The sequence below is a fragment of the Curtobacterium sp. ODYSSEY 48 V2 genome (assembly GCF_023712625.1).
Lineage (GTDB): Bacteria > Actinomycetota > Actinomycetes > Actinomycetales > Microbacteriaceae > Curtobacterium.
Genome location: NZ_JAMAXX010000006.1, coordinates 111,759 through 135,064 on the forward strand (window position 1 = coordinate 111,759; position 23,306 = coordinate 135,064).

The 23,306-nt window shown below is 69.8% G+C and carries 33 protein-coding genes; 31 read left to right on the forward strand and 2 right to left on the reverse strand.

Annotated features, from left to right (window positions below):
• Nucleotides 1-79: 79 nt before the first annotated feature.
• From rpsJ to map, 23 genes are all read left to right on the forward strand, one after another.
• Nucleotides 80-388 (forward strand): 30S ribosomal protein S10, encoded by a 309-nt coding sequence (rpsJ, locus tag M3666_RS10650; protein ID WP_022903286.1) that lies wholly within the window; start codon nt 80-82, stop codon nt 386-388.
• Between the two features lie 13 nt (nt 389-401).
• A complete protein-coding gene (gene rplC / locus M3666_RS10655) occupies nt 402-1,055 on the forward strand; it encodes a 50S ribosomal protein L3 (protein WP_022903285.1) in 654 nt (217 codons plus the stop codon).
• A 2-nt stretch (nt 1,056-1,057) separates the two neighbouring features.
• Nucleotides 1,058-1,717, forward strand: a complete 660-nt coding sequence (gene rplD / locus M3666_RS10660; protein WP_066657033.1) for a 50S ribosomal protein L4 — start codon at nt 1,058-1,060, stop codon at nt 1,715-1,717.
• Nucleotides 1,714-2,013 carry a 50S ribosomal protein L23 gene (gene rplW, locus M3666_RS10665; RefSeq protein ID WP_058742338.1) on the forward strand — a complete coding sequence of 100 codons (300 nt, stop codon included), beginning with the start codon at nt 1,714-1,716 and terminating at the stop codon, nt 2,011-2,013. The genes rplD and rplW overlap by 4 nt, the downstream gene beginning before the upstream one ends.
• Before the next feature lie 18 nt (nt 2,014-2,031).
• Entirely contained in the window at nt 2,032-2,871 is an 840-nt protein-coding gene (gene rplB, locus M3666_RS10670; RefSeq protein ID WP_058728264.1) for a 50S ribosomal protein L2, read from the forward strand.
• A gap of 11 nt (nt 2,872-2,882) precedes the next feature.
• Nucleotides 2,883-3,164, forward strand: a complete 282-nt coding sequence (rpsS, locus tag M3666_RS10675) for a 30S ribosomal protein S19 (RefSeq protein ID WP_017885529.1) — start codon at nt 2,883-2,885, stop codon at nt 3,162-3,164.
• A 25-nt stretch (nt 3,165-3,189) separates the two neighbouring features.
• Nucleotides 3,190-3,582: a 50S ribosomal protein L22 gene (rplV, locus tag M3666_RS10680; RefSeq protein WP_056121420.1), complete on the forward strand. Its 393-nt coding sequence runs from the start codon at nt 3,190-3,192 to the stop codon at nt 3,580-3,582.
• A complete protein-coding gene (rpsC, locus tag M3666_RS10685; RefSeq protein WP_066657031.1) occupies nt 3,582-4,388 on the forward strand; it encodes a 30S ribosomal protein S3 in 807 nt (268 codons plus the stop codon). Before rplV ends, rpsC begins: the two co-directional genes overlap by 1 nt.
• Nucleotides 4,389-4,390: 2 nt before the next feature.
• On the forward strand, nt 4,391-4,810 hold the full coding sequence (gene rplP / locus M3666_RS10690) for a 50S ribosomal protein L16 (protein WP_066657030.1): 420 nt from the start codon (nt 4,391-4,393) through the stop codon (nt 4,808-4,810).
• On the forward strand, nt 4,810-5,127 hold the full coding sequence (gene rpmC, locus M3666_RS16755; protein ID WP_058728265.1) for a 50S ribosomal protein L29: 318 nt from the start codon (nt 4,810-4,812) through the stop codon (nt 5,125-5,127). Before rplP ends, rpmC begins: the two co-directional genes overlap by 1 nt.
• Nucleotides 5,127-5,411 carry a 30S ribosomal protein S17 gene (rpsQ, locus tag M3666_RS10700; protein ID WP_066657023.1) on the forward strand — a complete coding sequence of 95 codons (285 nt, stop codon included), beginning with the start codon at nt 5,127-5,129 and terminating at the stop codon, nt 5,409-5,411. The genes rpmC and rpsQ overlap by 1 nt, the downstream gene beginning before the upstream one ends.
• Before the next feature lie 31 nt (nt 5,412-5,442).
• Complete coding sequence (gene rplN, locus M3666_RS10705; RefSeq protein WP_017885523.1) at nt 5,443-5,811, forward strand: 50S ribosomal protein L14; 369 nt, start codon at nt 5,443-5,445, stop codon at nt 5,809-5,811.
• A gap of 3 nt (nt 5,812-5,814) precedes the next feature.
• Entirely contained in the window at nt 5,815-6,174 is a 360-nt protein-coding gene (gene rplX, locus M3666_RS10710; RefSeq protein WP_066657021.1) for a 50S ribosomal protein L24, read from the forward strand.
• Nucleotides 6,174-6,764, forward strand: coding sequence for a 50S ribosomal protein L5 (rplE, locus tag M3666_RS10715; RefSeq protein ID WP_066657018.1), 591 nt, complete (start codon nt 6,174-6,176; stop codon nt 6,762-6,764). Before rplX ends, rplE begins: the two co-directional genes overlap by 1 nt.
• Nucleotides 6,765-6,943: 179 nt before the next feature.
• Nucleotides 6,944-7,342 carry a 30S ribosomal protein S8 gene (gene rpsH / locus M3666_RS10720; protein WP_065960021.1) on the forward strand — a complete coding sequence of 133 codons (399 nt, stop codon included), beginning with the start codon at nt 6,944-6,946 and terminating at the stop codon, nt 7,340-7,342.
• Between the two features lie 6 nt (nt 7,343-7,348).
• Nucleotides 7,349-7,885, forward strand: a complete 537-nt coding sequence (gene rplF / locus M3666_RS10725; protein WP_066657016.1) for a 50S ribosomal protein L6 — start codon at nt 7,349-7,351, stop codon at nt 7,883-7,885.
• A gap of 2 nt (nt 7,886-7,887) precedes the next feature.
• Nucleotides 7,888-8,259, forward strand: a complete 372-nt coding sequence (gene rplR / locus M3666_RS10730; RefSeq protein ID WP_066657014.1) for a 50S ribosomal protein L18 — start codon at nt 7,888-7,890, stop codon at nt 8,257-8,259.
• A complete protein-coding gene (rpsE, locus tag M3666_RS10735; RefSeq protein ID WP_081985128.1) occupies nt 8,256-9,029 on the forward strand; it encodes a 30S ribosomal protein S5 in 774 nt (257 codons plus the stop codon). Before rplR ends, rpsE begins: the two co-directional genes overlap by 4 nt.
• Nucleotides 9,029-9,214 (forward strand): 50S ribosomal protein L30, encoded by a 186-nt coding sequence (rpmD, locus tag M3666_RS10740; RefSeq protein ID WP_031273241.1) that lies wholly within the window; start codon nt 9,029-9,031, stop codon nt 9,212-9,214. Before rpsE ends, rpmD begins: the two co-directional genes overlap by 1 nt.
• Nucleotides 9,211-9,675 (forward strand): 50S ribosomal protein L15, encoded by a 465-nt coding sequence (gene rplO, locus M3666_RS10745; RefSeq protein ID WP_066657012.1) that lies wholly within the window; start codon nt 9,211-9,213, stop codon nt 9,673-9,675. The genes rpmD and rplO overlap by 4 nt, the downstream gene beginning before the upstream one ends.
• A 146-nt stretch (nt 9,676-9,821) precedes the next feature.
• Nucleotides 9,822-11,144: a preprotein translocase subunit SecY gene (secY, locus tag M3666_RS10750; protein ID WP_066657008.1), complete on the forward strand. Its 1,323-nt coding sequence runs from the start codon at nt 9,822-9,824 to the stop codon at nt 11,142-11,144.
• Nucleotides 11,141-11,731 (forward strand): adenylate kinase, encoded by a 591-nt coding sequence (locus M3666_RS10755; RefSeq protein WP_251155197.1) that lies wholly within the window; start codon nt 11,141-11,143, stop codon nt 11,729-11,731. The genes secY and M3666_RS10755 overlap by 4 nt, the downstream gene beginning before the upstream one ends.
• Before the next feature lie 59 nt (nt 11,732-11,790).
• On the forward strand, nt 11,791-12,570 hold the full coding sequence (map, locus tag M3666_RS10760) for a type I methionyl aminopeptidase (RefSeq protein ID WP_251155281.1): 780 nt from the start codon (nt 11,791-11,793) through the stop codon (nt 12,568-12,570).
• Nucleotides 12,571-12,780: 210 nt separating this feature from the next.
• Here map and M3666_RS10765 read toward each other — a convergent pair whose 3' ends face one another.
• Nucleotides 12,781-14,058, reverse strand: coding sequence for an LCP family protein (locus M3666_RS10765; protein ID WP_066657002.1), 1,278 nt, complete (start codon nt 14,056-14,058; stop codon nt 12,781-12,783).
• Between the two features lie 285 nt (nt 14,059-14,343).
• On the opposite strand from M3666_RS10765, the gene infA reads away from it, so the two are divergent.
• From infA to M3666_RS10800, 7 genes are all read left to right on the forward strand, one after another.
• Nucleotides 14,344-14,565 (forward strand): translation initiation factor IF-1, encoded by a 222-nt coding sequence (infA, locus tag M3666_RS10770; protein ID WP_017885509.1) that lies wholly within the window; start codon nt 14,344-14,346, stop codon nt 14,563-14,565.
• A 70-nt stretch (nt 14,566-14,635) separates the two neighbouring features.
• Nucleotides 14,636-14,752: a 50S ribosomal protein L36 gene (gene rpmJ, locus M3666_RS10775; RefSeq protein ID WP_022903266.1), complete on the forward strand. Its 117-nt coding sequence runs from the start codon at nt 14,636-14,638 to the stop codon at nt 14,750-14,752.
• A 149-nt stretch (nt 14,753-14,901) separates the two neighbouring features.
• Nucleotides 14,902-15,276 (forward strand): 30S ribosomal protein S13, encoded by a 375-nt coding sequence (rpsM, locus tag M3666_RS10780; RefSeq protein WP_058728274.1) that lies wholly within the window; start codon nt 14,902-14,904, stop codon nt 15,274-15,276.
• 9 nt (nt 15,277-15,285) lie between these two features.
• Nucleotides 15,286-15,684, forward strand: coding sequence for a 30S ribosomal protein S11 (rpsK, locus tag M3666_RS10785; RefSeq protein WP_017885507.1), 399 nt, complete (start codon nt 15,286-15,288; stop codon nt 15,682-15,684).
• A gap of 205 nt (nt 15,685-15,889) precedes the next feature.
• Entirely contained in the window at nt 15,890-16,885 is a 996-nt protein-coding gene (locus M3666_RS10790; protein WP_066656999.1) for a DNA-directed RNA polymerase subunit alpha, read from the forward strand.
• A 66-nt stretch (nt 16,886-16,951) separates the two neighbouring features.
• Nucleotides 16,952-17,509: a 50S ribosomal protein L17 gene (gene rplQ / locus M3666_RS10795; protein WP_209684906.1), complete on the forward strand. Its 558-nt coding sequence runs from the start codon at nt 16,952-16,954 to the stop codon at nt 17,507-17,509.
• A gap of 170 nt (nt 17,510-17,679) precedes the next feature.
• Entirely contained in the window at nt 17,680-18,792 is a 1,113-nt protein-coding gene (locus tag M3666_RS10800) for an aromatic acid exporter family protein (protein ID WP_209684907.1), read from the forward strand.
• A gap of 13 nt (nt 18,793-18,805) precedes the next feature.
• On the opposite strand, the gene M3666_RS10805 is transcribed toward M3666_RS10800, so the two are convergent.
• The gene (locus tag M3666_RS10805) at nt 18,806-19,954 is read right to left on the reverse strand and encodes a hypothetical protein (protein ID WP_251155198.1); all 1,149 of its coding nucleotides are present in this window, start codon (nt 19,952-19,954) and stop codon (nt 18,806-18,808) included.
• Nucleotides 19,955-20,060: 106 nt separating this feature from the next.
• Between M3666_RS10805 and M3666_RS10810 the strand changes: the two genes are divergently transcribed.
• A complete protein-coding gene (locus M3666_RS10810; RefSeq protein WP_251155199.1) occupies nt 20,061-23,264 on the forward strand; it encodes a BTAD domain-containing putative transcriptional regulator in 3,204 nt (1,067 codons plus the stop codon).
• Nucleotides 23,265-23,306 lie beyond the last annotated feature (42 nt).

Genomic DNA, 23,306 nt, shown 5'->3' on the forward strand with positions numbered 1-23,306 from the left:
CCAAGCCCTGCAGGAATGCACGGTGACGGCGGCGTCAGGCGGCCCGAGGGTGCGCGGCGCAGAGAGGACAGAGAGACACATGGCGGGACAGAAGATCCGCATCCGGCTCAAGTCGTACGACCACGAGGTCATCGACACGTCGGCCCGGAAGATCGTCGACACGGTGACCCGTGCCGGTGCGACCGTGGTCGGCCCGGTGCCGCTCCCCACCGAGAAGAACGTGGTCACCGTGATCCGTTCGCCCCACAAGTACAAGGACTCGCGCGAGCACTTCGAGAAGCGCACGCACAAGCGGGTCATCGACATCGTCGACCCGACGCCGAAGGCCGTCGACTCGCTCATGCGACTCGACCTCCCGGCTGACGTCAACATCGAGATCAAGCTGTAAGGGGGACCGACCAATGGCGAACTCAACCAAGACCGTCAAGGGCCTCCTCGGCAAGAAGCTCGGGATGACCCAGGTGTGGGACGAGAACAACAAGTTCATCCCCGTCACCGTGATCGAGGTCGGCCCGAACGTGGTCACCCAGATCCGCAACGTCGAGCGCGACGGCTACGAGGCGATCCAGATCGCCGCCGGTGCCATCGACCCGCGCAAGGTGAACAAGCCGGCCGCCGGCCACTTCGAGGCTGCCGGTGTGACCCCGCGTCGCACCCTCACCGAGATCCGCACCAACGACTCCGCCGAGTACACGCTCGGCCAGGAGCTCACCGTCGACACCTTCGAGGCCGGCCAGAAGGTCGACGTCGTCGGGACGTCGAAGGGCAAGGGCTTCGCCGGTGTCATGAAGCGCCACGGCTTCGCCGGTGTGTCCGCTTCGCACGGTGCCCACCGCAACCACCGCAAGCCCGGTTCGATCGGTGCTTCGTCGACCCCGTCGCGTGTCTTCAAGGGCATGCGCATGGCCGGCCGCATGGGTGGCGAGCGCGTGACCGTCCTCAACCTCACGGTGCACGCCGTCGACGCCGAGAAGGGTCTGCTGCTCGTCAAGGGCGCCGTCCCCGGTGCGCGCGGTCGCTCCGTCTTCGTCCGCACCGCCGTGAAGGGTAAGTGATCATGGCCACCGAGACCGCAACCACGATCGACGTCCTCGACGCGACCGGAGCCGTCGCCGGCAGCATCGAGCTGCCCGCCGCGCTCTTCGACGTCGAGACCAACGTCCCGCTGATCCACCAGGTCGTCACCGCGCAGCTCGCCGCCGCGCGTCAGGGCACCCACAAGACCAAGAACCGCGGCGAGGTCCGCGGTGCTGGTCGCAAGCCGTTCAAGCAGAAGGGCACCGGCCGCTCCCGTCAGGGTTCGGTCCGCGCTCCGGAGCACACCGGCGGTGGCGTCGTCCACGGACCGACCCCGCGCGACTACTCGCAGCGCACCCCGAAGAAGATGATCGCCGCAGCCCTGCTCGGCTCGCTCTCGGACCGCGCCCGCGGTGGCCGCATCTCCGCTGTCGAGTCCTTCGTCGCGGCCGAGGTGCCGTCGACCAAGACCGCTCGCACGCTCATCGAGAAGGTCGCGCCCGTCAAGAACGTGCTCGTCGTGCTCGAGTCGGACGACGAGCTCACGCTCAAGTCGATCCGCAACCTGCCGGGTGTCCACGCACTCTCGTACGGCCAGCTCAACGCCTACGACGTGCTCAAGTCGGATGCCCTCGTCTTCAGCAAGAGCGCACTCGACGCCTTCATCGCGTCGAAGACCGCGAAGGAGATCTCCGCATGAGCGGCTTCAACAAGGACCCGCGCGACATCATCATCTCGCCGGTCGTCTCGGAGAAGAGCTACGGCCTGATCGACCAGGGCAAGTACACGTTCATCGTGGACCCCCGCTCGAACAAGACCGAGATCAAGCTCGCCATCGAGAAGATCTTCGACGTCAAGGTCGCGAGCATCAACACGCTGAACCGTCCGGGCAAGACCCGTCGCACGAAGTTCGGCCTGGGCAAGCGCAAGGACACCAAGCGCGCCATCGTGACGCTCAAGTCCGGTTCGATCGACATCTTCACGGCTGTCGGCTGAGGACCAGAGGGATAAATCATGGCTATTCGTAACTACAAGCCGACGACCCCCGGTCGTCGCGGCTCGTCGGTCGCCGACTTCGCTGAGATCACCCGTTCGACGCCGGAGAAGTCGCTGCTTCGTCCGCTGCCGAAGACCGGTGGCCGCAACAGCTCGGGCCGCATCACCACCCGCCACATCGGTGGTGGCCACAAGCGCCAGTACCGCGTGATCGACTTCCGTCGTCACGACAAGGACGGCGTGGACGCCAAGGTCGCACACATCGAGTACGACCCGAACCGCACCGCGCGCATCGCGCTCCTGCACTACGTCGACGGCACGAAGCGCTACATCATCGCGCCGAACAAGCTCAAGCAGGGCGACGTCATCGAGCAGGGCCCCGGCGCCGACATCAAGCCCGGCAACAACCTGCCGCTGCGCAACATCCCCGTGGGTACGGTCATCCACGCGATCGAGCTCCGCCCCGGTGGCGGCGCGAAGATGGCGCGTTCGGCCGGTGCCTCGGTCCGTCTCGTCGCCAAGGACGGCCCCTACGCGCAGCTCCGCCTGCCGTCGGGCGAGGTCCGCAACGTCGACGCCCGCTGCCGCGCCACGATCGGCGAGGTCGGCAACGCCGAGCAGTCCAACATCAACTGGGGCAAGGCCGGCCGCATGCGCTGGAAGGGCGTCCGCCCGACCGTGCGTGGTGTCGCGATGAACCCGGTCGACCACCCGCACGGTGGTGGTGAGGGCAAGACGTCCGGTGGTCGTCACCCGGTCAGCCCCTGGGGCCAGGCCGAGGGTCGTACGCGCAAGCCGAACAAGCCGAGCGACAAGCTCATCGTCCGTCGCCGTAACGCCGGCAAGAAGCGCAAGTAGGAGTTCAGAAGATGCCACGCAGTCTGAAGAAGGGCCCCTTCGTCGACGAGCACCTGCTCCGCAAGGTCGTCACGCAGAACGAGGCCAACACCAAGAACGTGATCCGTACCTGGTCGCGTCGCTCGATGATCGTCCCGAACATGCTCGGACACACGATCGCCGTGCACGACGGCCGCAAGCACATCCCGGTGTTCGTCACCGAGTCGATGGTCGGTCACAAGCTCGGCGAGTTCGCGCCGACCCGCACCTTCCGTGGTCACGTGAAGGACGACAAGAAGGGCCGTCGCCGCTAACGCGGCGACGCAGAGGAGGAACGAAATGGTGGAGTCGATCGCACGCGTGCGACACATCCGCGTCACGCCTCAGAAGGCCCGTCGCGTCATCGAGCTGATCCGCGGCAAGCAGGCCCACGAGGCCCTCGCCATCCTGAAGTTCGCCCCCCAGGGCGCTTCGGAGCCCGTGTACAAGCTGGTCGCCTCGGCGATCGCGAACGCACGTGTCAAGGCGGACTCGACGAACAGCTTCCTCGACGAGCGCGACCTCTACGTGAGCCGCGTCTTCGTCGACGAGGGCACGACCCTGAAGCGGTTCCAGCCGCGTGCCCAGGGCCGCGCCTTCCGCATCAACAAGCGCACCAGCCACATCACGGTCGTCCTCGCGACGCCGGACGAGGCCGAGGCTGCCGCGACGAGCAAGAAGGCGAGCAAGTAATGGGCCAGAAGGTCAACCCGTACGGCTTCCGTCTCGGGATCACGACGGACCACGTCTCGCACTGGTTCACCGACAGCACGAAGGCCGGTCAGCGCTACGCCGACTACGTGGCCGAGGACATCAAGGTGCGCGAGTACCTGAAGAAGACCCTCGACCGCGCCGGTGTCGCCCGCATCGAGCTCGAGCGCACCCGTGACCGCGTCCGCGTGGACATCCACACCGCGCGTCCGGGCATCGTCATCGGTCGCCGTGGCGCCGAGGCGGAGCGCGTCCGTGGCGAGCTCGAGAAGCTCACCAAGAAGCAGATCCAGCTCAACATCCTCGAGGTCAAGAACCCCGAGACCGAGGCCCAGCTCGTCGCGCAGGGCATCGCCGAGCAGCTCTCCGCTCGTGTCGCGTTCCGTCGCGCCATGCGCAAGGGCCTGCAGGGTGCACAGCGCGCCGGCGCCAAGGGTGTCCGCATCCAGGTGTCGGGCCGTCTCGGCGGCGCCGAGATGTCCCGCTCGGAGTTCTACCGCGAGGGTCGCGTGCCCCTGCACACGCTCCGCGCGAACATCGACTACGGCTTCTACGAGGCCCGGACCACGTTCGGCCGCATCGGCGTGAAGGTCTGGATCTACAAGGGCGACATCACGAACAAGGAGCTCGCTCGCGAGCAGGCGAACCAGCGTTCGTCGCGCCCCGAGCGTCGTGGCGGCCCGCGTGGCGAGCGCGGCGACCGTGGGGACCGCCGTGGCGGCGACCGCGGCGGCCGTCAGCAGCAGGCTCCGCAGGACGCGCCGGCCGGCGCAGGAGTTGAGGCGTAACCATGCTTATCCCCCGTCGAGTCAAGCACCGCAAGCAGCACCACCCGAAGCGTTCGGGCCAGGCGACGGGCGGCACCAAGGTGTCGTTCGGCGACTTCGGCATCCAGGCGCTCACGCCCGCCTACGTGACCAACCGTCAGATCGAGTCCGCTCGTATCGCCATGACGCGTCACATCAAGCGTGGCGGCAAGGTCTGGATCAACATCTACCCGGACCGCCCGCTCACCAAGAAGCCGGCTGAGACCCGCATGGGTTCCGGTAAGGGCTCGCCCGAGTGGTGGGTCGCCAACGTCAAGCCGGGTCGTGTGCTCTTCGAGCTCTCCGGCGTCAGCGAGGACATCGCCCGTGAGGCGCTGACCCGTGCAATCCACAAGCTGCCCCTCAAGGCACGCATCATCAAGCGCGAGGAGGGCGACGCATAATGGCGATCGGTTCCAAGGAGCTCCGTCCGACGGAGCTCGACACCTTCGAGAACGAGCGTCTCGCTGACGAGCTGAAGAAGGCCAAGGAGGAACTCTTCAACCTCCGCTTCCAGTCGGCCACCGGCCAGCTGGAGAGCCACGGTCGTCTCCGCGCCGTCAAGCGCGACATCGCACGCATCTACACGGTCCTCCGTGAGCGCGAGCTCGGCATCCGTGCCACCCCCGCGCCCGTCGAGACCGCCACCAAGGCCAAGAAGACGAAGAAGGCTGACAAGCCCGCCGAGTCGACCGAGGCCGCTACCGCCGAGGAGAACTGATGGCGAACGAAGAGAACAACTCCGCCGCCTCGACCCGCGGCTACCGCAAGACGCGTCGCGGCTACGTGACGAGCGACAAGATGGACAAGACCATCGTGGTCGAGGTCGAGGACCGCGTGAAGCACGCGCTCTACGGCAAGATCATCCGTCGCACGTCCAAGGTGAAGGCGCACGACGAGCTCGGCACCGCCGGTGTCGGCGACCTCGTCGTGATCAGCGAGACCCGTCCCCTCAGCGCCTCCAAGCGCTGGCGCCTGGTCGAGATCCTCGAGAAGGCCAAGTAGGCCCCGGCCTGCTTCGGAATAGGAGACAGCAGTGATTCAGCAGGAATCCCGCCTGAAGGTCGCCGACAACACGGGTGCCAAGGAGATCTTGACCATCCGCGTGCTCGGTGGCTCGGGTCGTCGCTACGCCGGCCTCGGTGACGTCATCGTCGCCACGGTGAAGGACGCCATCCCCGGCGGCAACGTGAAGAAGGGTGACGTCGTCAAGGCGGTCATCGTTCGCACCAAGAAGGAGACCCGTCGTCAGGACGGCTCCTACATCAAGTTCGACGAGAACGCGGCAGTGATCCTCAAGGCCGACGGCGACCCGCGCGGTACGCGCATCTTCGGGCCGGTCGGTCGTGAGCTCCGTGACAAGAAGTTCATGAAGATCATCTCGCTCGCGCCGGAGGTGCTGTAAGCCATGGCGAACATCAAGAAGGGTGACCTCGTCCAGGTCATCACGGGAGCCAAGCAGGAGCGTGGCGGCGACCGTGGCAAGCAGGGCAAGGTCATCGAGGTCCTCAAGGACAAGAACCGTGTCGTCGTCGAGGGCGTGAACTTCGTCACGAAGCACGTCCGCGTCGGCCAGACGCAGCGCGGGTCGAAGACCGGTGGCGTCGAGCAGCACGAGGCTCCGATCCACGTGTCGAACGTCGCCATCGTCGACCCGAAGACCAAGAAGCCGACCCGCGTCGGCTTCCGCATCGAAGAGGTGGAGAAGGACGGCGTCAAGAAGACCGTCCGCGTCCGCTACGCCAAGAAGTCGGGTGAGAAGCTCTGATGACCGACACGACTGCCGCGCCGGAGACCAAGGTCGAGCCGCGCCTCAAGCAGAAGTACAAGAACGAGATCAAGGCTGCCCTCACCGAGCAGTTCGGGTACGCGAACGTCAACCAGGTCCCCGGCCTGGTCAAGGTCGTCGTGAACACCGGTGTCGGTGAAGCAGCTCGTGACTCGAAGGTCATCGAGGGGGCCGTCAAGGACCTCACGGCGATCACGGGTCAGAAGCCGGTCGTGACGAAGGCCCGCAAGTCCATCGCGCAGTTCAAGCTGCGTGAGGGCCAGGCCATCGGCGCGCACGTCACCCTCCGTGGTGACCGCGCGTGGGAGTTCATCGACCGCCTCGTCACCCTCGCACTGCCCCGCATCCGCGACTTCCGCGGGCTCAGCGACAAGCAGTTCGACGGCAACGGCAACTACACGTTCGGTCTCACGGAGCAATCGATGTTCCACGAGATCGACCAGGACCGCATCGACCGCGTGCGTGGCTTCGACATCACCGTCGTGACCACCGCGAAGACGGACGACGAGGGCCGCGCGCTGCTCCGCCAGCTCGGCTTCCCGTTCCGTTCGGCCGACCAGACGGTCTAAGCTAGTCCGGGCGCTGCGGGCCGGAGGATTCACGTCCTCCGGCCCGCACGCACGAACACCGGCCGACGGCGACAGCCGCCGGCCCCCAGGTCTCCGGGATCCGCTCGGAGACCACCCGATCGCTCAGGTCGGCATTCGTGGAACGGGTGTCGAAACCAGGCGAAGAATGGACGACCATCATGACGATGACCGATCCGGTCGCAGACATGCTGACCAGATTGCGGAACGCGAACTCGGCGCACCACGACGCCGTCTCGCTCCCCAGCTCCAAGCTGAAGAAGAACATCGCCGAGATCCTCAAGCGCGAGGGTTACATCAGCGAGTGGAAGATCGAGGACGCCCGCGTCGGGCAGACCCTCACGATCGACCTGAAGTACGGCCCCGAGCGCGAGCGTTCGATCGCCGGCATCAAGCGCGTCTCGAAGCCCGGTCTCCGGGTCTACGCGAAGTCGACGGAGCTCCCCCAGGTCCTCGGTGGCCTCGGCGTGGCGATCCTCTCGACCTCGTCGGGACTGCTCACCGACCGTGAAGCCGAGCAGAAGGGCGTGGGTGGGGAAGTCCTCGCCTACGTGTGGTGATCGACAATGTCTCGAATCGGACGTCTTCCCATTGACATCCCCGCGGGTGTGACCGTCGCCATCGACGGCCAGACCGTCGCGGTCAAGGGCCCGAAGGGCGAGCTCGCGCTCACCGTCGCAGAGCCCATCCAGGCCAAGGTCGAGGAGAACCAGGTCCTCGTCACCCGTCCGGACGACGAGCGCAGCTCGCGTGCGCTGCACGGCCTGACCCGCACCCTCATCGCGAACAACATCGTCGGCGTGACCCAGGGCTACTCCAAGGGCCTCGAGGTCGTCGGTACCGGTTACCGCGTCGCGGCGAAGGGCAGCAACGTCGAGTTCGCGCTCGGCTACTCCCACCCCATCACGGTCGAGCCGCCGGCGGGCATCAGCTTCGCCGTCGAGGGCAACAACAAGCTCACCGTGTCGGGCATCGACAAGCAGGCCGTCGGCGAGGTGGCTGCCAACATCCGCAAGCTGCGCAAGCCCGAGCCCTACAAGGGCAAGGGTGTCCGCTACGCGGGCGAGATCGTGCGCCGCAAGGCCGGAAAGTCAGGTAAGTGATCATGGCTCTCGGTATCCGAGGAAAGAGCAAGTCGGCCGCCAAGGCGCGCCGTCACAACCGTCTCCGCAAGAAGATCACCGGCACCGAGGCGCGTCCGCGTCTCGCCGTCACCCGTTCGTCGCGTCACGTGTTCGTCCAGGTCATCGACGACGCGAAGGGCCACACCCTGGCCAGCGCATCGACGATGGAGGCCGACCTCCGTTCGTTCGACGGCGACAAGACGGCCAAGGCCCGTCGCATCGGCGAGCTCGTCGCCGAGCGTGCGAAGGCCGCTGGCGTCGAGGCCGTGGTCTTCGACCGCGGTGGGAGCAAGTACGCCGGTCGCGTCGCCGCGATCGCCGATGGTGCCCGTGAAGGAGGGCTGAACCTGTGAGCGACATCGCGAACAACAACGAAGCGGCCGAGACCGAGACCGCTGCTGCGACGGAGACCGTCGCCAAGGCCGCGGCCGGCAAGGAAGCGGAAGCCCCTGCCGTCGCCGAGCGTCCGGTCGAGACCGCCGCGGGCTCCGCGTCGAACAACCGCGACAACGCCGACCAGCGCGGCCGTCGTGGTGGCGGGCGTGACCGTCAGCAGGGTCGTGACCGCAACAACCGCGGTGGCGACAGCCAGTTCCTCGAGCGCGTGGTGACCATCAACCGCGTGTCGAAGGTCGTCAAGGGTGGTCGTCGCTTCAGCTTCACGGCGCTCGTCGTCGTGGGTGACGGCAACGGCCTCGTCGGCGTCGGCTACGGCAAGGCGAAGGAAGTCCCCACCGCGATCTCGAAGGGCGTCGAGGAGGCGAAGAAGAACTTCTTCCGCGTCCCGCGCGTCGGCAACACCATCCCGCACCCGGTGCAGGGTGAGGCCGCTGCCGGTGTCGTGCTCCTGCGTCCGGCCGCTGCCGGTACCGGTGTCATCGCCGGTGGTCCGGTCCGCGCCGTGCTCGAGTGCGCCGGCATCCACGACGTCCTGAGCAAGTCGCTCGGCTCGTCGAACACCATCAACATCGTGCACGCGACCGTCGAGGCGCTGCAGCAGCTCGAGGAGCCCCGCGCGGTCGCGAGCCGTCGTGGCCTCGACGTCGACCGGGTCGTCCCGGCCCGTCTGCTCCACGCCGAGGCTGCGGCGCTGCGTGCCGCGACCGAGAAGGCAGGTGCGTGATGGCGATGCTGAAGATCACGCAGACGAAGTCCGTTATCAGCGAGAAGCAGTACCAGCGCGACACCCTGCGCAGCCTGGGCCTCAAGCGCATCGGCCGTACGGTCCTGCGTGAGGACAACGCCCAGAACCGCGGGTACATCGCGACGGTGGCGCACCTCGTGAAGGTCGAGGAGGTCGACGCATGAGCGACGAGAAGAACGAGCGGGTCCAGGTGCTGAAGCTGCACCACCTCCGTCCGGCTGCCGGTTCCAAGAAGGACCGCACCCGTGTCGGCCGTGGTGAGGGCTCGAAGGGCAAGACCGCCGGCCGTGGTACCAAGGGCCAGAAGGCTCGTTACCAGGTCAAGGTCGGCTTCGAGGGTGGGCAGATGCCGCTGCACATGCGCACCCCGAAGCTCCGCGGGTTCAAGAACCCGTTCCGCGTCGAGTACCAGGTCGTGAACCTGGACAAGATCGCGGAGCTCTACCCCAACGGTGGCGACGTCACCGTCGCGGACCTGGTCGCCAAGGGCGCCGTCCGCAAGAACGAGAAGGTCAAGGTTCTCGGTCAGGGTGACATCAGCGTGAAGCTCACGGTCTCGGTCGACAAGGTCTCGGCGTCCGCCGCCGAGAAGATCGTGGCTGCTGGCGGAACCGTCTCCCAGTAACCCCCGTCGGCGGCCCGTGCGTTTGCGCACGGGCCGCCGTTACGGTTTCCTTGACAGTGGCTGACGTCCGTCGGCCAGGTCGGCGCTGCCGATCGACACCGTGAAGACCCCGATCGGGTCGCCGGTCCCAGAAGTTCGGAGTCCTCGTGTTCAGAGCGGTCGCGCGCATCATGCGCACCCCAGATCTTCGCAAGAAGATCGGCTTCACCCTCGCGATCATCGCGCTGTTCCGTCTCGGGTCGTACATCCCCGCGCCGTTCGTCGACTACGCCGCCGTGCAGAGCTGCCTGGCGAGCGCCGGCTCCTCGGGTGGGCTCTACGACCTCATCAACCTCTTCTCCGGCGGCGCGCTGCTGAAGCTGTCGGTCTTCGCGCTCGGCATCATGCCGTACATCACGTCGTCGATCATCGTGCAGCTCCTGCGCGTGGTGATCCCGCACTTCGACGCCCTCTACAAGGAGGGCCAGTCCGGCCAGGCGAAGCTGACGCAGTACACGCGCTACCTCACCATCGCGCTCGGTGTCCTGCAGTCGACCACCCTCATCACGGTCGCGCGCTCGGGTGCCCTCTTCGGCACGAACGCGTCGGCGTCCTGCTCGTCGATCATCTCGAACGACAGCTGGTACGCGATCATGCTCATGGTCGTCACGCTGACCGCCGGTACCGGCCTGATCATGTGGATGGGCGAGCTCGTCACCGAGCGCGGCATCGGCAACGGCATGTCGCTGCTCATCTTCACGTCCATCGCCGCGCAGTTCCCGTCGGCCCTGTGGGCGATCGAGCAGTCGCAGTCCTTCGAGCTCTTCCTGTTCGTCATCCTCGTCGGTCTGGTCATCATGATGGCCGTCGTCTTCGTCGAGCAGTCGCAGCGACGCATCCCGGTGCAGTACGCCAAGCGCATGGTCGGGCGCCGCACCTACGGCGGCAACAACACCTACATCCCGATCAAGGTGAACATGGCCGGCGTCGTGCCCGTCATCTTCGCCTCGTCGCTGCTGTACCTGCCGGCCCTGGTCGCGCAGTTCAACCAGCCCTCGGACGGCTCGGAGCCGGCCGCCTGGGTGACCTGGATCCAGAACAACCTGACCTCGGGTGACAACTGGTTCTACATGGTCCTGTACTTCCTGCTCATCGTCGGGTTCACGTACTTCTACGTCGCGATCACCTTCAACCCCGAAGAGGTCGCCGACAACATGAAGAAGTACGGCGGCTTCATCCCGGGCATCCGGGCCGGCCGTCCGACGGCCGAGTACCTCGACTTCGTCCTGACCCGGGTGACGTTGCCCGGCTCGCTCTACCTCGGTCTCATCGCGCTCATCCCGCTGGCAGCACTGGCGCTGTTCGGCGCGAACCAGAACTTCCCGTTCGGCGGCGCGAGCATCCTCATCATCGTGGGTGTCGGTCTCGAGACCGTGAAGCAGATCGACTCGCAGCTGCAGCAACGTCACTACGAAGGGCTTCTCCGTTGAGCGCACGCCTCATCATCGTCGGACCTCCCGGAGCCGGGAAGGGCACCCAGGCCGGTCGCATCGCGGAGGGCTTCGGCGTCCCCGCGATCTCCACGGGTGACATCTTCCGCAAGAACGTCTCCGAGGGCACGCCGTTGGGCGTGCAGGCCAAAGCGATCATGGACGCGGGGAACTACGTCCCCGACGAACTGACGAACGAGCTCGTCAAGTCGCGCCTCGCCGAGCCGGACGCCGAGCAGGGCTTCCTGCTCGACGGCTACCCCCGCACGGTGGGCCAGGTCGAGTACCTCGACGCGCTGCTCGCGGAGCAGGGCGCCGCGATCGACGCCGTCGTGCAGCTCGTCGCCGACCAGGACGCGCTCGTCGCGCGGCTCCTGAAGCGCGCCGAGGACCAGGGGCGCAGCGACGACAACGAGGAGACCATCCGGCGTCGCCAGGAGGTCTACACGGAGCAGACCGCGCCGATCGTCGCGGCGTACGCCGAGCGCGGTCTCGTGGTCGACGTGGACGGCCTCGGCGGCATCGACGAGGTCGGGGACCGCATCCAGGCGGCGCTCAGCTCGCGCGGCCTCACCGCGGGCGTCTGACACCCCTCGTGCGTCGTCGCAAGCCCTCGATCTACAAGTCGCCGGAGGAGCTCCGCGCGATGGTCCGTCCCGGACTGCTCACCGAGGCCGCGCTCGTCGCGGTCCGTGCTGCGATCCGCCCGGGCGTCACCACGGGCGAGCTCGACGCGATCGCCGAGCGGACGATCCGCGAGGGCGGTGGCGTCCCGAACTTCCTGCTCGTCCCGGGCTACCGGCACACCCTGTGCGTGTCCGTGAACGACGAGATCGTCCACGGGATCCCCGGCGACCGCGTACTCGAGCCGGGCGACATCGTCTCGGTCGACGCCGGTGCAGAGGTCGACGGGTGGAACGGTGACAGCGCCTTCACGACGGTGCTCCCCGGCGGCGACGCTCCCGTGACGGCGGCGCGCCAGACGCTCTGCGACACCACGGAGCGCTCGCTCTGGCACGGCATCGCGGCGCTCGCACACGCACGGAACCTCAACGAGGTGGGCGCGGTGATCGAGGACGCCATCGACGAGACGGGCGCCTGGGGCATCGTCGAGGACTTCACGGGGCACGGGATCGGCCGGTCGATGCACGAGGACCCGCCCGTCTTCAACTACCGGGTCCGCGGTGCCGGTCCGGCGGTCCGGCCCGGTCTGGTCGTGGCGATCGAACCGATGGTGACGGCCGGGACGATCGACAGCTCCACGGACGACGACGACTGGACGATCAGGACCCTCGACGGTTCCGACGCGGCGCACTGGGAGCACTCGGTGGCCGTGCACGCCGACGGCATCTGGGTGCTCACCGCATCGGACGGCGGCGCCTCCGGCCTCGTGCCGCTCGGCGTCACGCCCGTCCCCGTCCCGTAGGGCGTCCGGACGCGTCCGGACCGTGACCGGTGACCGCGAGGTCGGCCGGGAGGCGCGGTGCGACTCCGCGCACCGGCCCGGCCACGTCGATGGCCGGGCCGACGCCGGGACCGCTCCGCGCGCGACCGCGCCGGTCCCCGACGGGCTGAGTTCCCGACGGGTTCAGTCCCCGACGCGCTCAGTCCCCGACGGGCGCAGTCCCCGACGCGCTCAGTTCCCGACGGTGCAGGTCTGCTCGGACGCCGACTGGCCGGAGATGCTCGAGGGCAGCGGGGTCGCCGTCGGCGTCCCGGCAGCGGTCGCCGTACCCGTGGGCGTCCCGGTCGCAGCTCCGCTCGCCGCATCGTCCCCCGCGGCCGGCGCGTCGGACGCCGGCGCGTCGCTCCCCGGGGTGCCCGCCGCGGTCGGGGACTCCTCCGACGCCCGGCCGGTGGACGAGTCGCTCAGCGAGGTCTTGCGGTCCTGCTGCAGCACGACGTTGAGGTCGTGCGCCGCCGCCTCGTCGACGAGCACGTGCGCGGTGTCGGAGGGGTCGTCGACGACCGGGTACTGCACGAACAGCATGTCCGAGGTGCTCATGCCCCGCAGGGTCGAGGCGAGTCCGACGAGGGTGCGGGTCTGCGCCAGGCCGTCGGAGAGCGTCATGTTCGACAGCGCTGCACCGGCCAGCTTGTAGAGGGTCACCGGGTTCGACAGGGTGCCGTCCGAGGTGACCTTCCGGAGCAGGGCGGACAGGAAGACCTGCTGGGAGCTGATGCGCGCGAGGTCGCTGCCGTCACCGACGCCGTGCCGGCTGCGCAGGAACGCGAGCGCGTCCTGGCCGGCGAGGGTGTGCTGACCGGCCGAGAGCTGCAGGCCGGTGTACGAGTCGTCGATGGGCTTCGCGACGCAGACGTCGACGCCGCCCACGGCGTTCGACATCTCGATCACCCCGTCGAAGGTGATGAGTCCGGCGTAGGGGATCGTCAGCCCGGTCAGGTTCTCGACCGTGTCCACGGCGCAGGAGATCCCGCCGTGCCCGAGGGACTCGTTGATGAGCTCGCTGTCCACGGCCGGGTACGAGGTGCCCGTCTCGGGGTTCGTGCACGCCGGGATCGGGACCTTGAGGTCGCGGGGGAAGCTGACGGCCGTGAGCTGCTGGTGGTCCTGCGAGATGTGGACGAGGATCGTGACGTCGTTCCGGGCGCCCTCGACGTTCTCGTCCGAGTCGAACTGCCCGACGCGGGTGTCGCTGCCGAGGAGCAGGATGTTCGCGCCGCCCTGCATCGCCGTGATGTCGGCGGTCTTCGCGGTGTTCTGGTCGTCGGTGCTGAGCTCGACCGTGTGCGGTGCCGCGGCGAGCTGTGCGCCGGCGATCGCCGCGACGCTCGTGCCGCTGACCAGGACGACGGCGACCGTGGCCGCGACGAACCCCAGCAGCGTGCCCCATCCGCGACGGCGCGGCAGTCGACCGTGACGGGCGAGGGGGCGGCGGGGCGCGTCAGGCACGTGGTCTCCGATCGGTTCTCCGGCGCGGGCGTCCGGGGGTCAGCGACGGCCAGGCTACGGCGACGGGCCCGTTCCGGACCTCGGAAGCGGCCGCTGATCCACTGTGGACCGTTCAGCTCCGGACGGCGAGCCCCAGACGGAGGGTCGCGGCCCGACCGGCACTTGGCAATCTGCGCCTGATCGCATAGGGTTGATCTTTGGTGTGTCATGCCCTTCGGCGTGGCGCCCGACCCGCAGACCGGCTCGGGGATCACACCGGTAATCCAACCAAGCGACAGTGAGGCTATGGCCAAGAAAGACGGCGTCATCGAGATCGAAGGCTCGGTGCTCGAAGCTCTGCCCAACGCGATGTTCCGCGTTGAGCTGACCAACGGACACAAGGTCCTCGCGCACATCTCCGGGAAGATGCGCCAGCACTACATCCGCATCCTCCCCGAGGACCGCGTGATCGTGGAGCTGAGCCCGTACGACCTGACCCGCGGCCGGATCGTCTACCGCTACAAGTGATCCGCGAGCTGGAAAGGAACGGCTCGGCGAACCCGCCGGGCACGAAGCCAGCGAGCAACAGGAAGCAATCATGAAGGTCAACCCCAGCGTCAAGCCCATCTGCGAGCACTGCCGTGTCATCCGCCGCAAGGGCCGCGTCATGGTGATCTGCAAGAGCAACCCGCGCCACAAGCAGCGCCAGGGCTGAGCTCCCAGCAGGACCCACAACTCAACACTGAACACGCAGTACCAGAACTCCGCCACTGACCTCGGTCGTCGGCGGGGGGACACCTCGGGGCGGAGGCCCGGGCACCGGTACTGCGCCACACCTCCACTGAAAACAGGAGCAGCCAGAACATGGCACGTCTAGCAGGCGTCGACATCCCGCGCGAGAAGCGCGTGGAGATCGCACTCACGTACATCTACGGCGTCGGCCGTACCCGCGCGGTCCAGGCACTCGCCGAGACCGGTATCTCCGGTGACATCCGCGTCAAGGACCTGACCGACGACCAGCTCGTCGCCCTCCGTGACTTCATCGAGGGCAACTTCAAGGTGGAGGGTGACCTCCGCCGCGAGGTCGCCGCCGACATCCGCCGCAAGGTCGAGATCGGTAGCTACGAGGGTCTCCGCCACCGTCGTGGTCTCCCGGTGCGTGGTCAGCGCACCAAGACCAACGCGCGTACCCGCAAGGGACCGAAGCGCACCGTGGCAGGCAAGAAGAAGGCCCGATAGGAGATCATCATGGCTACCCCCAAGACTGCCGCGCGCAAGCCGCGTCGCAAGGAGAAGAAGAACGTCGCCGTGGGCCAGGCCCACATCAAGAGCACGTTCAACAACACCATCGTCAGCATCACCGACCCGTCGGGTGCCGTCCTCAGCTGGGCGTCCTCGGGTGCCGTGGGCTTCAAGGGTTCGCGCAAGTCGACGCCGTTCGCGGCGCAGCTCGCCGCCGAGTCCGCTGCGCGTCAGGCGCAGGAGCACGGCGTCAAGAAGGTCGACGTCTTCGTCAAGGGCCCGGGCTCGGGTCGCGAGACCGCGATCCGCTCGCTCCAGGCCGCTGGTCTCGAGGTCGGCTCGATCAACGACGTCACCCCGCAGGCGCACAACGGCTGCCGCCCGCCGAAGCGTCGCCGCGTCTGACGCGAGGAGCAACCGGCCGTTCCCCGCTCGTCCCCTGACCGGGGCGAGCGGGGCCGGCCATTCCTGGTCGTTCGATCGCGTACGTCGGGCCCTCCCGGCCCCGCGCTGCGCGTGATCACAACTCAACAGACCCGTCGGGGCCCGGTCGGCCCCGTCGTACCGCCGAGTGTCATATAGCGGACACTCCGCCGAAAGGAATCCCACAGTGCTCATTGCACAGCGCCCCACCCTGACCGAGGAGTCGATCTCCGAGCACCGCTCGCGCTTCGTCATCGAGCCGCTCGAGCCGGGCTTCGGTTACACCCTCGGCAACTCGCTGCGCCGCACGCTCCTCTCCTCGATCCCCGGCGCGGCTGTCACCAGCATCCGCATCGACGGCGTCCTCCACGAGTTCAGCACCGTCCCCGGTGTCAAGGAAGACGTCACCGAGATCATCCTCAACATCAAGAGCCTCGTCGTCTCCAGCGAGCACGACGAGCCGATCACCGCGTACCTGCGCAAGCAGGGTGCCGGTCAGGTCACCGCGGCGGACATCTCCGCCCCGGCCGGCGTCGAGATCCACAACCCGGACCTCGTCATCGCGACCCTGAACGACACCGCGCGCTTCGAGCTGGAGCTGACGATCGAGCGTGGCCGCGGCTACGTCTCGGCGACCCAGAACCGTTCGGAGTTCAGCGAGGCCGGGCAGATCCCGATCGACTCGATCTACTCGCCGGTCCTCAAGGTCACCTACCGCGTCGAGGCGACGCGTGCCGGTGAGCGCACGGACTTCGACCGCCTGGTCGTCGACGTCGAGTCGAAGCCGGCGATCACGCCGCGCGACGCCATCGCGTCGGCCGGTCGCACGCTGGTCGAGCTGTTCGGTCTCGCCCGCGAGCTGAACACGGCGGCCGAGGGCATCGAGATCGGCCCCGCGCCGGTCGACGCGGTGCTCTCGAACGAGCTGCAGACCCCGATCGAGGACCTCGACCTGTCGGTGCGCAGCTACAACTGCCTCAAGCGGGAGGGCATCAACACGGTGTCCGAGCTCGTCGCCCTGTCGGAGACGCAGCTCATGAACATCCGCAACTTCGGTCAGAAGTCGGTGGACGAGGTCAAGGACAAGCTCACCGAGCTCGGCCTGTCCCTCAAGGACACCGTCCCCGGATTCGACGGCGCCCACTTCTACAGCGGGTACGACGAGGACGAGTCCAACAACTGACCTCGCGCTCACGCGCACGCGCACCGATGAGTCGGTGCGCACCACCATCACCACTGGAGAACTGACATGCCGAAGCCCACCAAGGGCCCCCGCCTCGGTGGCGGCCCCGCCCACGAGCGCCTGCTCCTGAGCAACCTCGCCAACGCCCTCTTCACGCACGGTCGCATCACGACCACCGAGACGAAGGCCAAGCGCCTGCGTCCCGTCGCCGAGCGTCTCATCACGTTCGCGAAGCGTGGCGACCTGCACGCGCGTCGTCGTGTGATCGCCCAGCTGCGCGACAAGTCCGTCGTGCACACGCTGTTCACGGAGATCGCCCCGCAGGTCGAGGACCGTCGGGGCGGCTACACCCGCATCACGAAGCTCGGCTTCCGCAAGGGTGACAACGCGCCGCTCGCCTCGATCGAGCTCGTCCTCGAGCCGGTGTCGAGCACGCCGGCCCCGGTCAAGCGCGACGCGGCCCCGGCTGCTGCCGCTCCGGCCGAGGAGACCCCGGCCGAGGAGACCCCGGTCGAGTCCACGGAGACGACCGAGGAGTCCGCTCCCGTCGAGGCCGAGACCGAGACCCCGGCTGCCGCCGAGGTCGAGGCCGACGCCGAGGCGAAGTCGGACGACGCCAAGTAGGTCCAGCACCACCACACGGAACCCCCCGCGACCCACGTCGCGGGGGGTTCCGTCGTCCCCGCGGACGGCGTGGCGACGGACGGGAGGCGCGGGGCGGGGCCGCCACGAGCCTCCCGTCCGGAGCGCACCCGCGTCCGCTCCCAGCGTCGCCGCCGTACGGTGATCGCGACATGGCGAGAGCGGAACGGATCACCGGCGCAGGGCGCCGTCTGTGGCGGTGGAGTCGGGACTCCGGCACCCAGCCGCGGTTGTTGCTGGCCGGCAAGGCCGCGCTGGCCGCCACGATCGCGTGGACCCTGGCGAAGTACGCGCCGGGCGTCGCCGCGGAGTACCCGTACTACGCACCGCTCGGTGCGATCGTCGCGATGCGCACGACCGTCTTCGCGGGGATCCGGGCCGGCGTGCAGACGCTGGTCGGCATCACGCTCGGCATCCTGATCGCCGGGTTCACGATGCTCATCGGCGATCCCGGCGTCATCGCGGTCGCGCTCGTCGTCGGCCTCGGCGTGCTCGTCTCGGGCTTCCGGATCCTGGGCGAGGGGTACTCGTGGGTGCCGATGGCGGCGCTCTTCGTGCTCCTCATCGGCGGCGGGAACGCCGAGGGCTACTCGTTCGCGTACGTCGTGCAGATGGCGATCGGCATCGGCATCGGGCTCGCGGTGAACTTCGCCGTGGTCCCGCCGCTGCACTTCTGGGACGCCGAGCGCCGCATCGACCAGGTGAACGCCGTGCTCGCGCAGCAGCTCGACGACCTGGCTGACGTGCTCGACGAGGGCGAGCCGGACACCGGTGCCTGGGACCGTCAGCAGGAGCGGCTGGACAAGGCGATCGCCGAGGTGCGGGACCGCGTCTCGACGGCGCAGGAGGCGCGCCGGATGAACCCCCGGAGCGTGCTGCGGGGACCGCGTGCGCGCCTGCAGACCGACGGCGCGCGCTTCCGGGCGCTCGAGCGCGTCGCCTGGTACACGACCGACCTCACCGAGCTGGTCGCCCGTTCGGGTCCGGTCGCGGAGAACATCGGGCGGCCGGACCCGGCGTTCGCAGGACCCTTCGCGGCCGCGCTCCGGAAGGTCGCCTGCGTGGTTCGCGGTGACTGCGAGGAGGACGGGGCCGACGAGTCGATCGCCGACCTCGAGCGCGCGATCGACGCCAGCGACGCGGACCCGTCGCAGGTGACGGTGACCTCGAGTGCGATCGTCGCGCTGCGCGGGGTGCTCGAGTCCGAGAAGCGGGCGACCGCCGACGTCGACACCGAGACCGGGCCCTCGGGACGACAGCGCTAGCGAGCGCCTCCGGTCAGCCGCGCGAGGCCGTCGCCCAGCGCTCGACGGCCTCGGCGGTGTCCGGGGCCACCGCGCGCATCAGGACGAAGTGCTCCCACGTGCCACCGTCCGACACGACGTCGAGGGTGCACGCGGTGTCGTCGCACGTCCGCCAGGCGCCGTCGCGGTCGTCGAGGCCGTCGAGGTCGATCCGCCCGTCCCGGTCGATCGTGCCCGCGGCCAGGCGCTGCTCCACCGCCCAGCCACCGTTCGGGAGGCGGTCGTACTGCGCCTGCTGCTGGTCGTACCGCGGATCGGACTCGGCGGGCGCCACGAAGCCGCACGACGCTCCCGACAGACGGTCGAGCGCGTGCTCGACCGTCGTCGGAGCGACGTCGGTGCCCTCGAGTGCCCAGCGGAGCGTGGTGTCCGTGACCGCGTCCACGTTGTCGGCGACGCAGGGCGGCAGGCTGCCGTCGACGTGCTCGTCGACGCGGGCGGTGGTGACGGGGCTCGTGCGCACGGCGTCGCCGACCTGCTCGACGAGAGCGCGGAAGGGGGCGTCGAGTGCCGCCTCGGTCGTGTCCGGGTCGTCCTGGACGCGCTGCGCCAGGACCTGCACCCAGGCGTCACCGACGAGCACGTCGGAGACGCAGTACACGACCGCGGCGTCGCTCGCGCTGCAGCTCGGACCGCCGTCCAGGACGCCGGTCAACCCGGACGCGGCGAGGTCCTGGTACTCCGCCGTGGCGTCGGGCAGCACCGTGACGCGCACGCCCTCGTAGCGGGGGTCGTCGATCGTCCCGAGCACGGTGCCGTCGAGCGGTGCGACGCCGGTGGTCGACGTGCAGGAGGAGCCACCGGCGACCACGGGTGCCCAGTCGGCGGCCGCGACGTGCGGGACGTCGGCGAGGGCGACCGCACGCGCGCCGGGGACGACGGCGTCGACTGCTGCTGCGGGCAACAGCGCCGAGCAGTCCGGTGTGCCGTCGCCGGCGGGGGCCGTCCCGAAGTCCACGGTCACCTCCGCGGACGGGCTGCTGCTCGGCGCGGACGACGCGAGCGGGCCGGAGGCGCTCGGTGTCGCGCCCTCGGTCGACGGCGACGAGCAGGCGGTGACCGCGAGGAGCACGGCGACGGACACGGCGGGTACGGCCGCGCGGCGGGTACGAGGGAAGCCCATGTCCGTGACGCTAGCCCGTCGCGTGTCACGGACCGGTGACGACCACGTGCTCGCCGGTCACGATCGGGTGACGGCGTCCTCGCACGGCCGGAACTAGGATCGGGTCGTGCCCGTCGCGTCCCGTGTCGCCGTCCTCGGACCGGTGACGGTGGCGGGCCCGGACGGTGCCGCGGTCGCCGTTCCCGGTGCGCTCGCGCGGTCGTTCCTGACCGCGCTGGTGCTCGCACCCGGCCGTGCACTCGGCACCGACGCCCTGATCGACGAGCTCTGGGGTGCGGACCGGCCGAGGAGTGCCCGGGCGGCCCTGCAGACCCTGGTCTCCCGACTGCGCCGGACGACGGCGGACGGTCTCGTCGTGTCGACCAGCACGGGGTACGCGCTCGGTGGCGACCCGGCGGACGTCGACCTCGTCGCCGCGGAGCGGGCCGTGCACGCACCCGACACCGCAGCGGTGGGGGCAGCGCTCGGCCGGTGGCGGGGCGCACCGGGTGCGGACGTCGACGGGGACCTGGGCTCGGCGCTCGCCGACCGCGCGGCCGCGGTCGAGCACGCCCTGCGTCGGCGGCTCGCCGTCCTGCTGCTCGAGGACGGCGACGCCGCCGCCGCTGCGACCACCTGGCTCGCCGAGGTCGACGCGGCGCCCTTCGACGACACGGCGGTCGGCGGAGCGATGCGCGCCCTCGACGTCGACGGGCGGACCCCCGAGGCACTCGCGGTGTTCGCCGCGCACCGCGGACGGCTGGCGGACGGACTCGGGGCCGATCCGTCCGCGGAGCTCGTGCGGCTGAACGCCGAGCTCCTGCGCCGGTCGGCGTCCGCGACCGACCACCCGGTCCGGCGGACCGGGCTCCGGGTCGCGCCGAACGAGCTCGTCGGGCGGCAGGACGACGTCGCGACGGTGTCCCGGTCGCTCGACGAGCACCGCCTGGTCACGGTGCTCGGTCCGGGCGGACTCGGCAAGACGCGCCTGGCGCAGGCCGTCGCCGCCGCGCTGCCCCCGACCACGGGCGTCGTCGTCTGCGAGCTCGCACCGATCGACGACGGCGAGGACCTGCTGCCTGCCCTCGGCGCACTGCTCGGGATCGCCGAGGTCCGGACGGCGCGCATGCTGCAGGACGCGGTCGTCACCGACCTGTGGGGCCGGGTGGTGCGTGCCCTCGACGACGGACCGACGGTGCTCGTGCTCGACAACTGCGAGCACCTGCTGCAGGCCGTGGCCCGCTGCACGGCCGACCTGCTCGCCGCCGTGCCCGGGCTGCGGGTGCTCACGACGTCCCGGGCACCGCTCGCCATCGCGGGCGAGGTCGTCGCACCCCTCGGACCGCTGCCGGTCGAGGCCGACGGTGCGGCGGTCCGGCTGTTCACCGAACGCGCCCGTGCCGCTCGGCCCGGTGCGGTGCTGCCCGTGGACGCGGTGCGCAGGATCTGCACCCGACTCGACGGGTCGCCGCTCGCCATCGAGCTCGCCGCCGCCCGCATCCGAGGGATGTCGGTCGACGAGGTCGAACGGCGGCTCGACGACCGCTTCGCCCTGCTGCGCGGTGGTGACCGGAGCGCTCCCGAACGGCACCGCACCCTGCTCGCCGTCATCGAGTGGAGCTGGCGGCTGCTCGACGAGGGCGCCCAGGACCTGCTGACCCGCCTCGCACTGTTCCCCGACGGTGTCGCGGTCGAGGCCGTCGAGTCGGTGGCGGAGCCCGGACGGCGGTGGGACGCGCTCGACGACCTCGCCGACCTGGTGGAACAGTCCCTCGTGCAGCTCGTCGAGGTCGAGGGGGAGCCGGTCCGCTACCGACTGCTCGAGACCGTGCGCGAGTTCGGCGCCGCACGCCTGGCGGCGCGGGGCACCACCGAGGCCGTGCGGGCGGCCATGACCGCGTGGGGCCGGGAACTGTCGGCAGCGCGCAACCTGTTCGCACTGCGGGGTCCGGCGCAGCTCGTCGCGTTCACCGAGGTCCGCCGCGAGGCCGACACGCTCGTCACCCTGCTGCGCTGGGCGATCCGCGCCGACGACGTGCCGACGGTGGCGCACGTCTTCGCGGCCCTCGGCGGGTACTGGACGCTCCGCGGGCTGCACCGCGAGGTCGCCGCGACCGCACCCGACGTCGTCGCGGCGCTGCGGTCGCGCGTGCCGGCGCCGGCCGACCGCACCGCGACGGTGATCGGCCTCGTGATGTGCGGTGCGACCGCGGTGTTCACCGACCTCCGCACCACCGCCCGGGCGATCAGCGGACTCCGGGAGCTGCACCGCTCCGGGCGTGCCGAGGACCCGGTCGTCGACGCGCTCGCCGGGCTCCTGCTCGCCCTGCCGCGACCCGAGCAGGGCTCCGCCGAGCTGGCACGGCTGCGTGCCCACCGGGAGCCCGCGGTCGCCCTGCTCGGCCACCTGCTCAGCGCGCCGCTGGCCGAGAACGACGGCGACCCGGCCGGGGCGCTGCGGTACATCCGGCGTGCGGAGGAGCTGGCACGGACGACCGGAGAGGCCTGGACCACGGGCACCGTCGCGGTCACGCTGACCCAGCTGCTCGCGCAGTCCGGGCGGTACCGGGAGTCCCTCGCCGCCGCCGTCACCGCCCGGGAGGACCTCGAGCTGTTCGGGGCGGAGGACGACCTGTACGAGATCGGGTGGACCGTCGGTCTCGCCTCGGCCGCGACCGGCGACGTCGACCGTGCACGTGCCGTCGCAGCGGACCTGCGGCACCGGCCCGACGGCGGCCGCGGCGGGTTCGACGACCGCGGGCTGATCGCCGTGCTCGCGGTCGCGATCACCGCCGAGTGCGCGCGGTACGAGGGCGACCTCGCCGGGGCCGCGGCGGCGTACGCCGCGGCCTGGGACGTCGTGCAGCCCGGCCGCGGACCCGCCGCGCACTGGGCGCTGACGGCGGGGGCGGCACGCATCGCGGCGGTGGACGAGGCGGGCACGGGCCGGACCGACGGCGCGGCCCCGGGCCTCCCGGCAGCCGAACTGGCGGTCGCCCGCCGGATCCGTGTCGGCACCCTCGTGCAGCTGCGGCTCCGCCAGGCCCGCCGGGACGTGCCCGTCATCGGGACGGCCCTCGCCGGGCTCGCGATCGCGTACGCGCGCGCCGGACGTCCGGACACGGCTGCCGCGTGCTGGGGCACGCTCACGCGGATCGGCTCGCGGCAGGACTTCGCGGTGCTCGCGCACGCCCGGCTGCGACCGCTGCTCGCCGAGGCCGTGGGGGAGCCGGCGCTCGCCGACGCCGAGACGGCCGCGGCCGGCAGGGACCGGACCGAGGCCGTCTCGTGGGTGCGGCGCGTGCTCGAGGACGCTCGCCTGCCCGGCTGACCGGCGCTCGGGCCGTCCTCCCCCGGACGGTCGCCCGGACCG

Bases quoted from the DNA above. Each gene is read 5' to 3' on its own strand.
- rpsJ (WP_022903286.1), top strand. From the start codon at position 80: ATGGCGGGACAGAAGATCCGCATCCGGCTCAAGTCGTACGACCACGAG.
- rplC (WP_022903285.1), top strand. From the start codon at position 402: ATGGCGAACTCAACCAAGACCGTCAAGGGCCTCCTCGGCAAGAAGCTC.
- rplD (WP_066657033.1), top strand. From the start codon at position 1,058: ATGGCCACCGAGACCGCAACCACGATCGACGTCCTCGACGCGACCGGA.
- rplW (WP_058742338.1), top strand. From the start codon at position 1,714: ATGAGCGGCTTCAACAAGGACCCGCGCGACATCATCATCTCGCCGGTC.
- rplB (WP_058728264.1), top strand. From the start codon at position 2,032: ATGGCTATTCGTAACTACAAGCCGACGACCCCCGGTCGTCGCGGCTCG.
- rpsS (WP_017885529.1), top strand. From the start codon at position 2,883: ATGCCACGCAGTCTGAAGAAGGGCCCCTTCGTCGACGAGCACCTGCTC.
- rplV (WP_056121420.1), top strand. From the start codon at position 3,190: ATGGTGGAGTCGATCGCACGCGTGCGACACATCCGCGTCACGCCTCAG.
- rpsC (WP_066657031.1), top strand. From the start codon at position 3,582: ATGGGCCAGAAGGTCAACCCGTACGGCTTCCGTCTCGGGATCACGACG.
- rplP (WP_066657030.1), top strand. From the start codon at position 4,391: ATGCTTATCCCCCGTCGAGTCAAGCACCGCAAGCAGCACCACCCGAAG.
- rpmC (WP_058728265.1), top strand. From the start codon at position 4,810: ATGGCGATCGGTTCCAAGGAGCTCCGTCCGACGGAGCTCGACACCTTC.
- rpsQ (WP_066657023.1), top strand. From the start codon at position 5,127: ATGGCGAACGAAGAGAACAACTCCGCCGCCTCGACCCGCGGCTACCGC.
- rplX (WP_066657021.1), top strand. From the start codon at position 5,815: ATGGCGAACATCAAGAAGGGTGACCTCGTCCAGGTCATCACGGGAGCC.
- rplE (WP_066657018.1), top strand. From the start codon at position 6,174: ATGACCGACACGACTGCCGCGCCGGAGACCAAGGTCGAGCCGCGCCTC.
- rpsH (WP_065960021.1), top strand. From the start codon at position 6,944: ATGACGATGACCGATCCGGTCGCAGACATGCTGACCAGATTGCGGAAC.
- rplF (WP_066657016.1), top strand. From the start codon at position 7,349: ATGTCTCGAATCGGACGTCTTCCCATTGACATCCCCGCGGGTGTGACC.
- rplR (WP_066657014.1), top strand. From the start codon at position 7,888: ATGGCTCTCGGTATCCGAGGAAAGAGCAAGTCGGCCGCCAAGGCGCGC.
- rpmD (WP_031273241.1), top strand. From the start codon at position 9,029: ATGGCGATGCTGAAGATCACGCAGACGAAGTCCGTTATCAGCGAGAAG.
- rplO (WP_066657012.1), top strand. From the start codon at position 9,211: ATGAGCGACGAGAAGAACGAGCGGGTCCAGGTGCTGAAGCTGCACCAC.
- map (WP_251155281.1), top strand. From the start codon at position 11,791: ATGGTCCGTCCCGGACTGCTCACCGAGGCCGCGCTCGTCGCGGTCCGT.
- infA (WP_017885509.1), top strand. From the start codon at position 14,344: ATGGCCAAGAAAGACGGCGTCATCGAGATCGAAGGCTCGGTGCTCGAA.
- rpmJ (WP_022903266.1), top strand. From the start codon at position 14,636: ATGAAGGTCAACCCCAGCGTCAAGCCCATCTGCGAGCACTGCCGTGTC.
- rpsM (WP_058728274.1), top strand. From the start codon at position 14,902: ATGGCACGTCTAGCAGGCGTCGACATCCCGCGCGAGAAGCGCGTGGAG.
- rpsK (WP_017885507.1), top strand. From the start codon at position 15,286: ATGGCTACCCCCAAGACTGCCGCGCGCAAGCCGCGTCGCAAGGAGAAG.
- rplQ (WP_209684906.1), top strand. From the start codon at position 16,952: ATGCCGAAGCCCACCAAGGGCCCCCGCCTCGGTGGCGGCCCCGCCCAC.
- M3666_RS10800 (WP_209684907.1), top strand. From the start codon at position 17,680: ATGGCGAGAGCGGAACGGATCACCGGCGCAGGGCGCCGTCTGTGGCGG.
- M3666_RS10805 (WP_251155198.1), bottom strand. From the start codon at position 19,954: ATGGGCTTCCCTCGTACCCGCCGCGCGGCCGTACCCGCCGTGTCCGTC.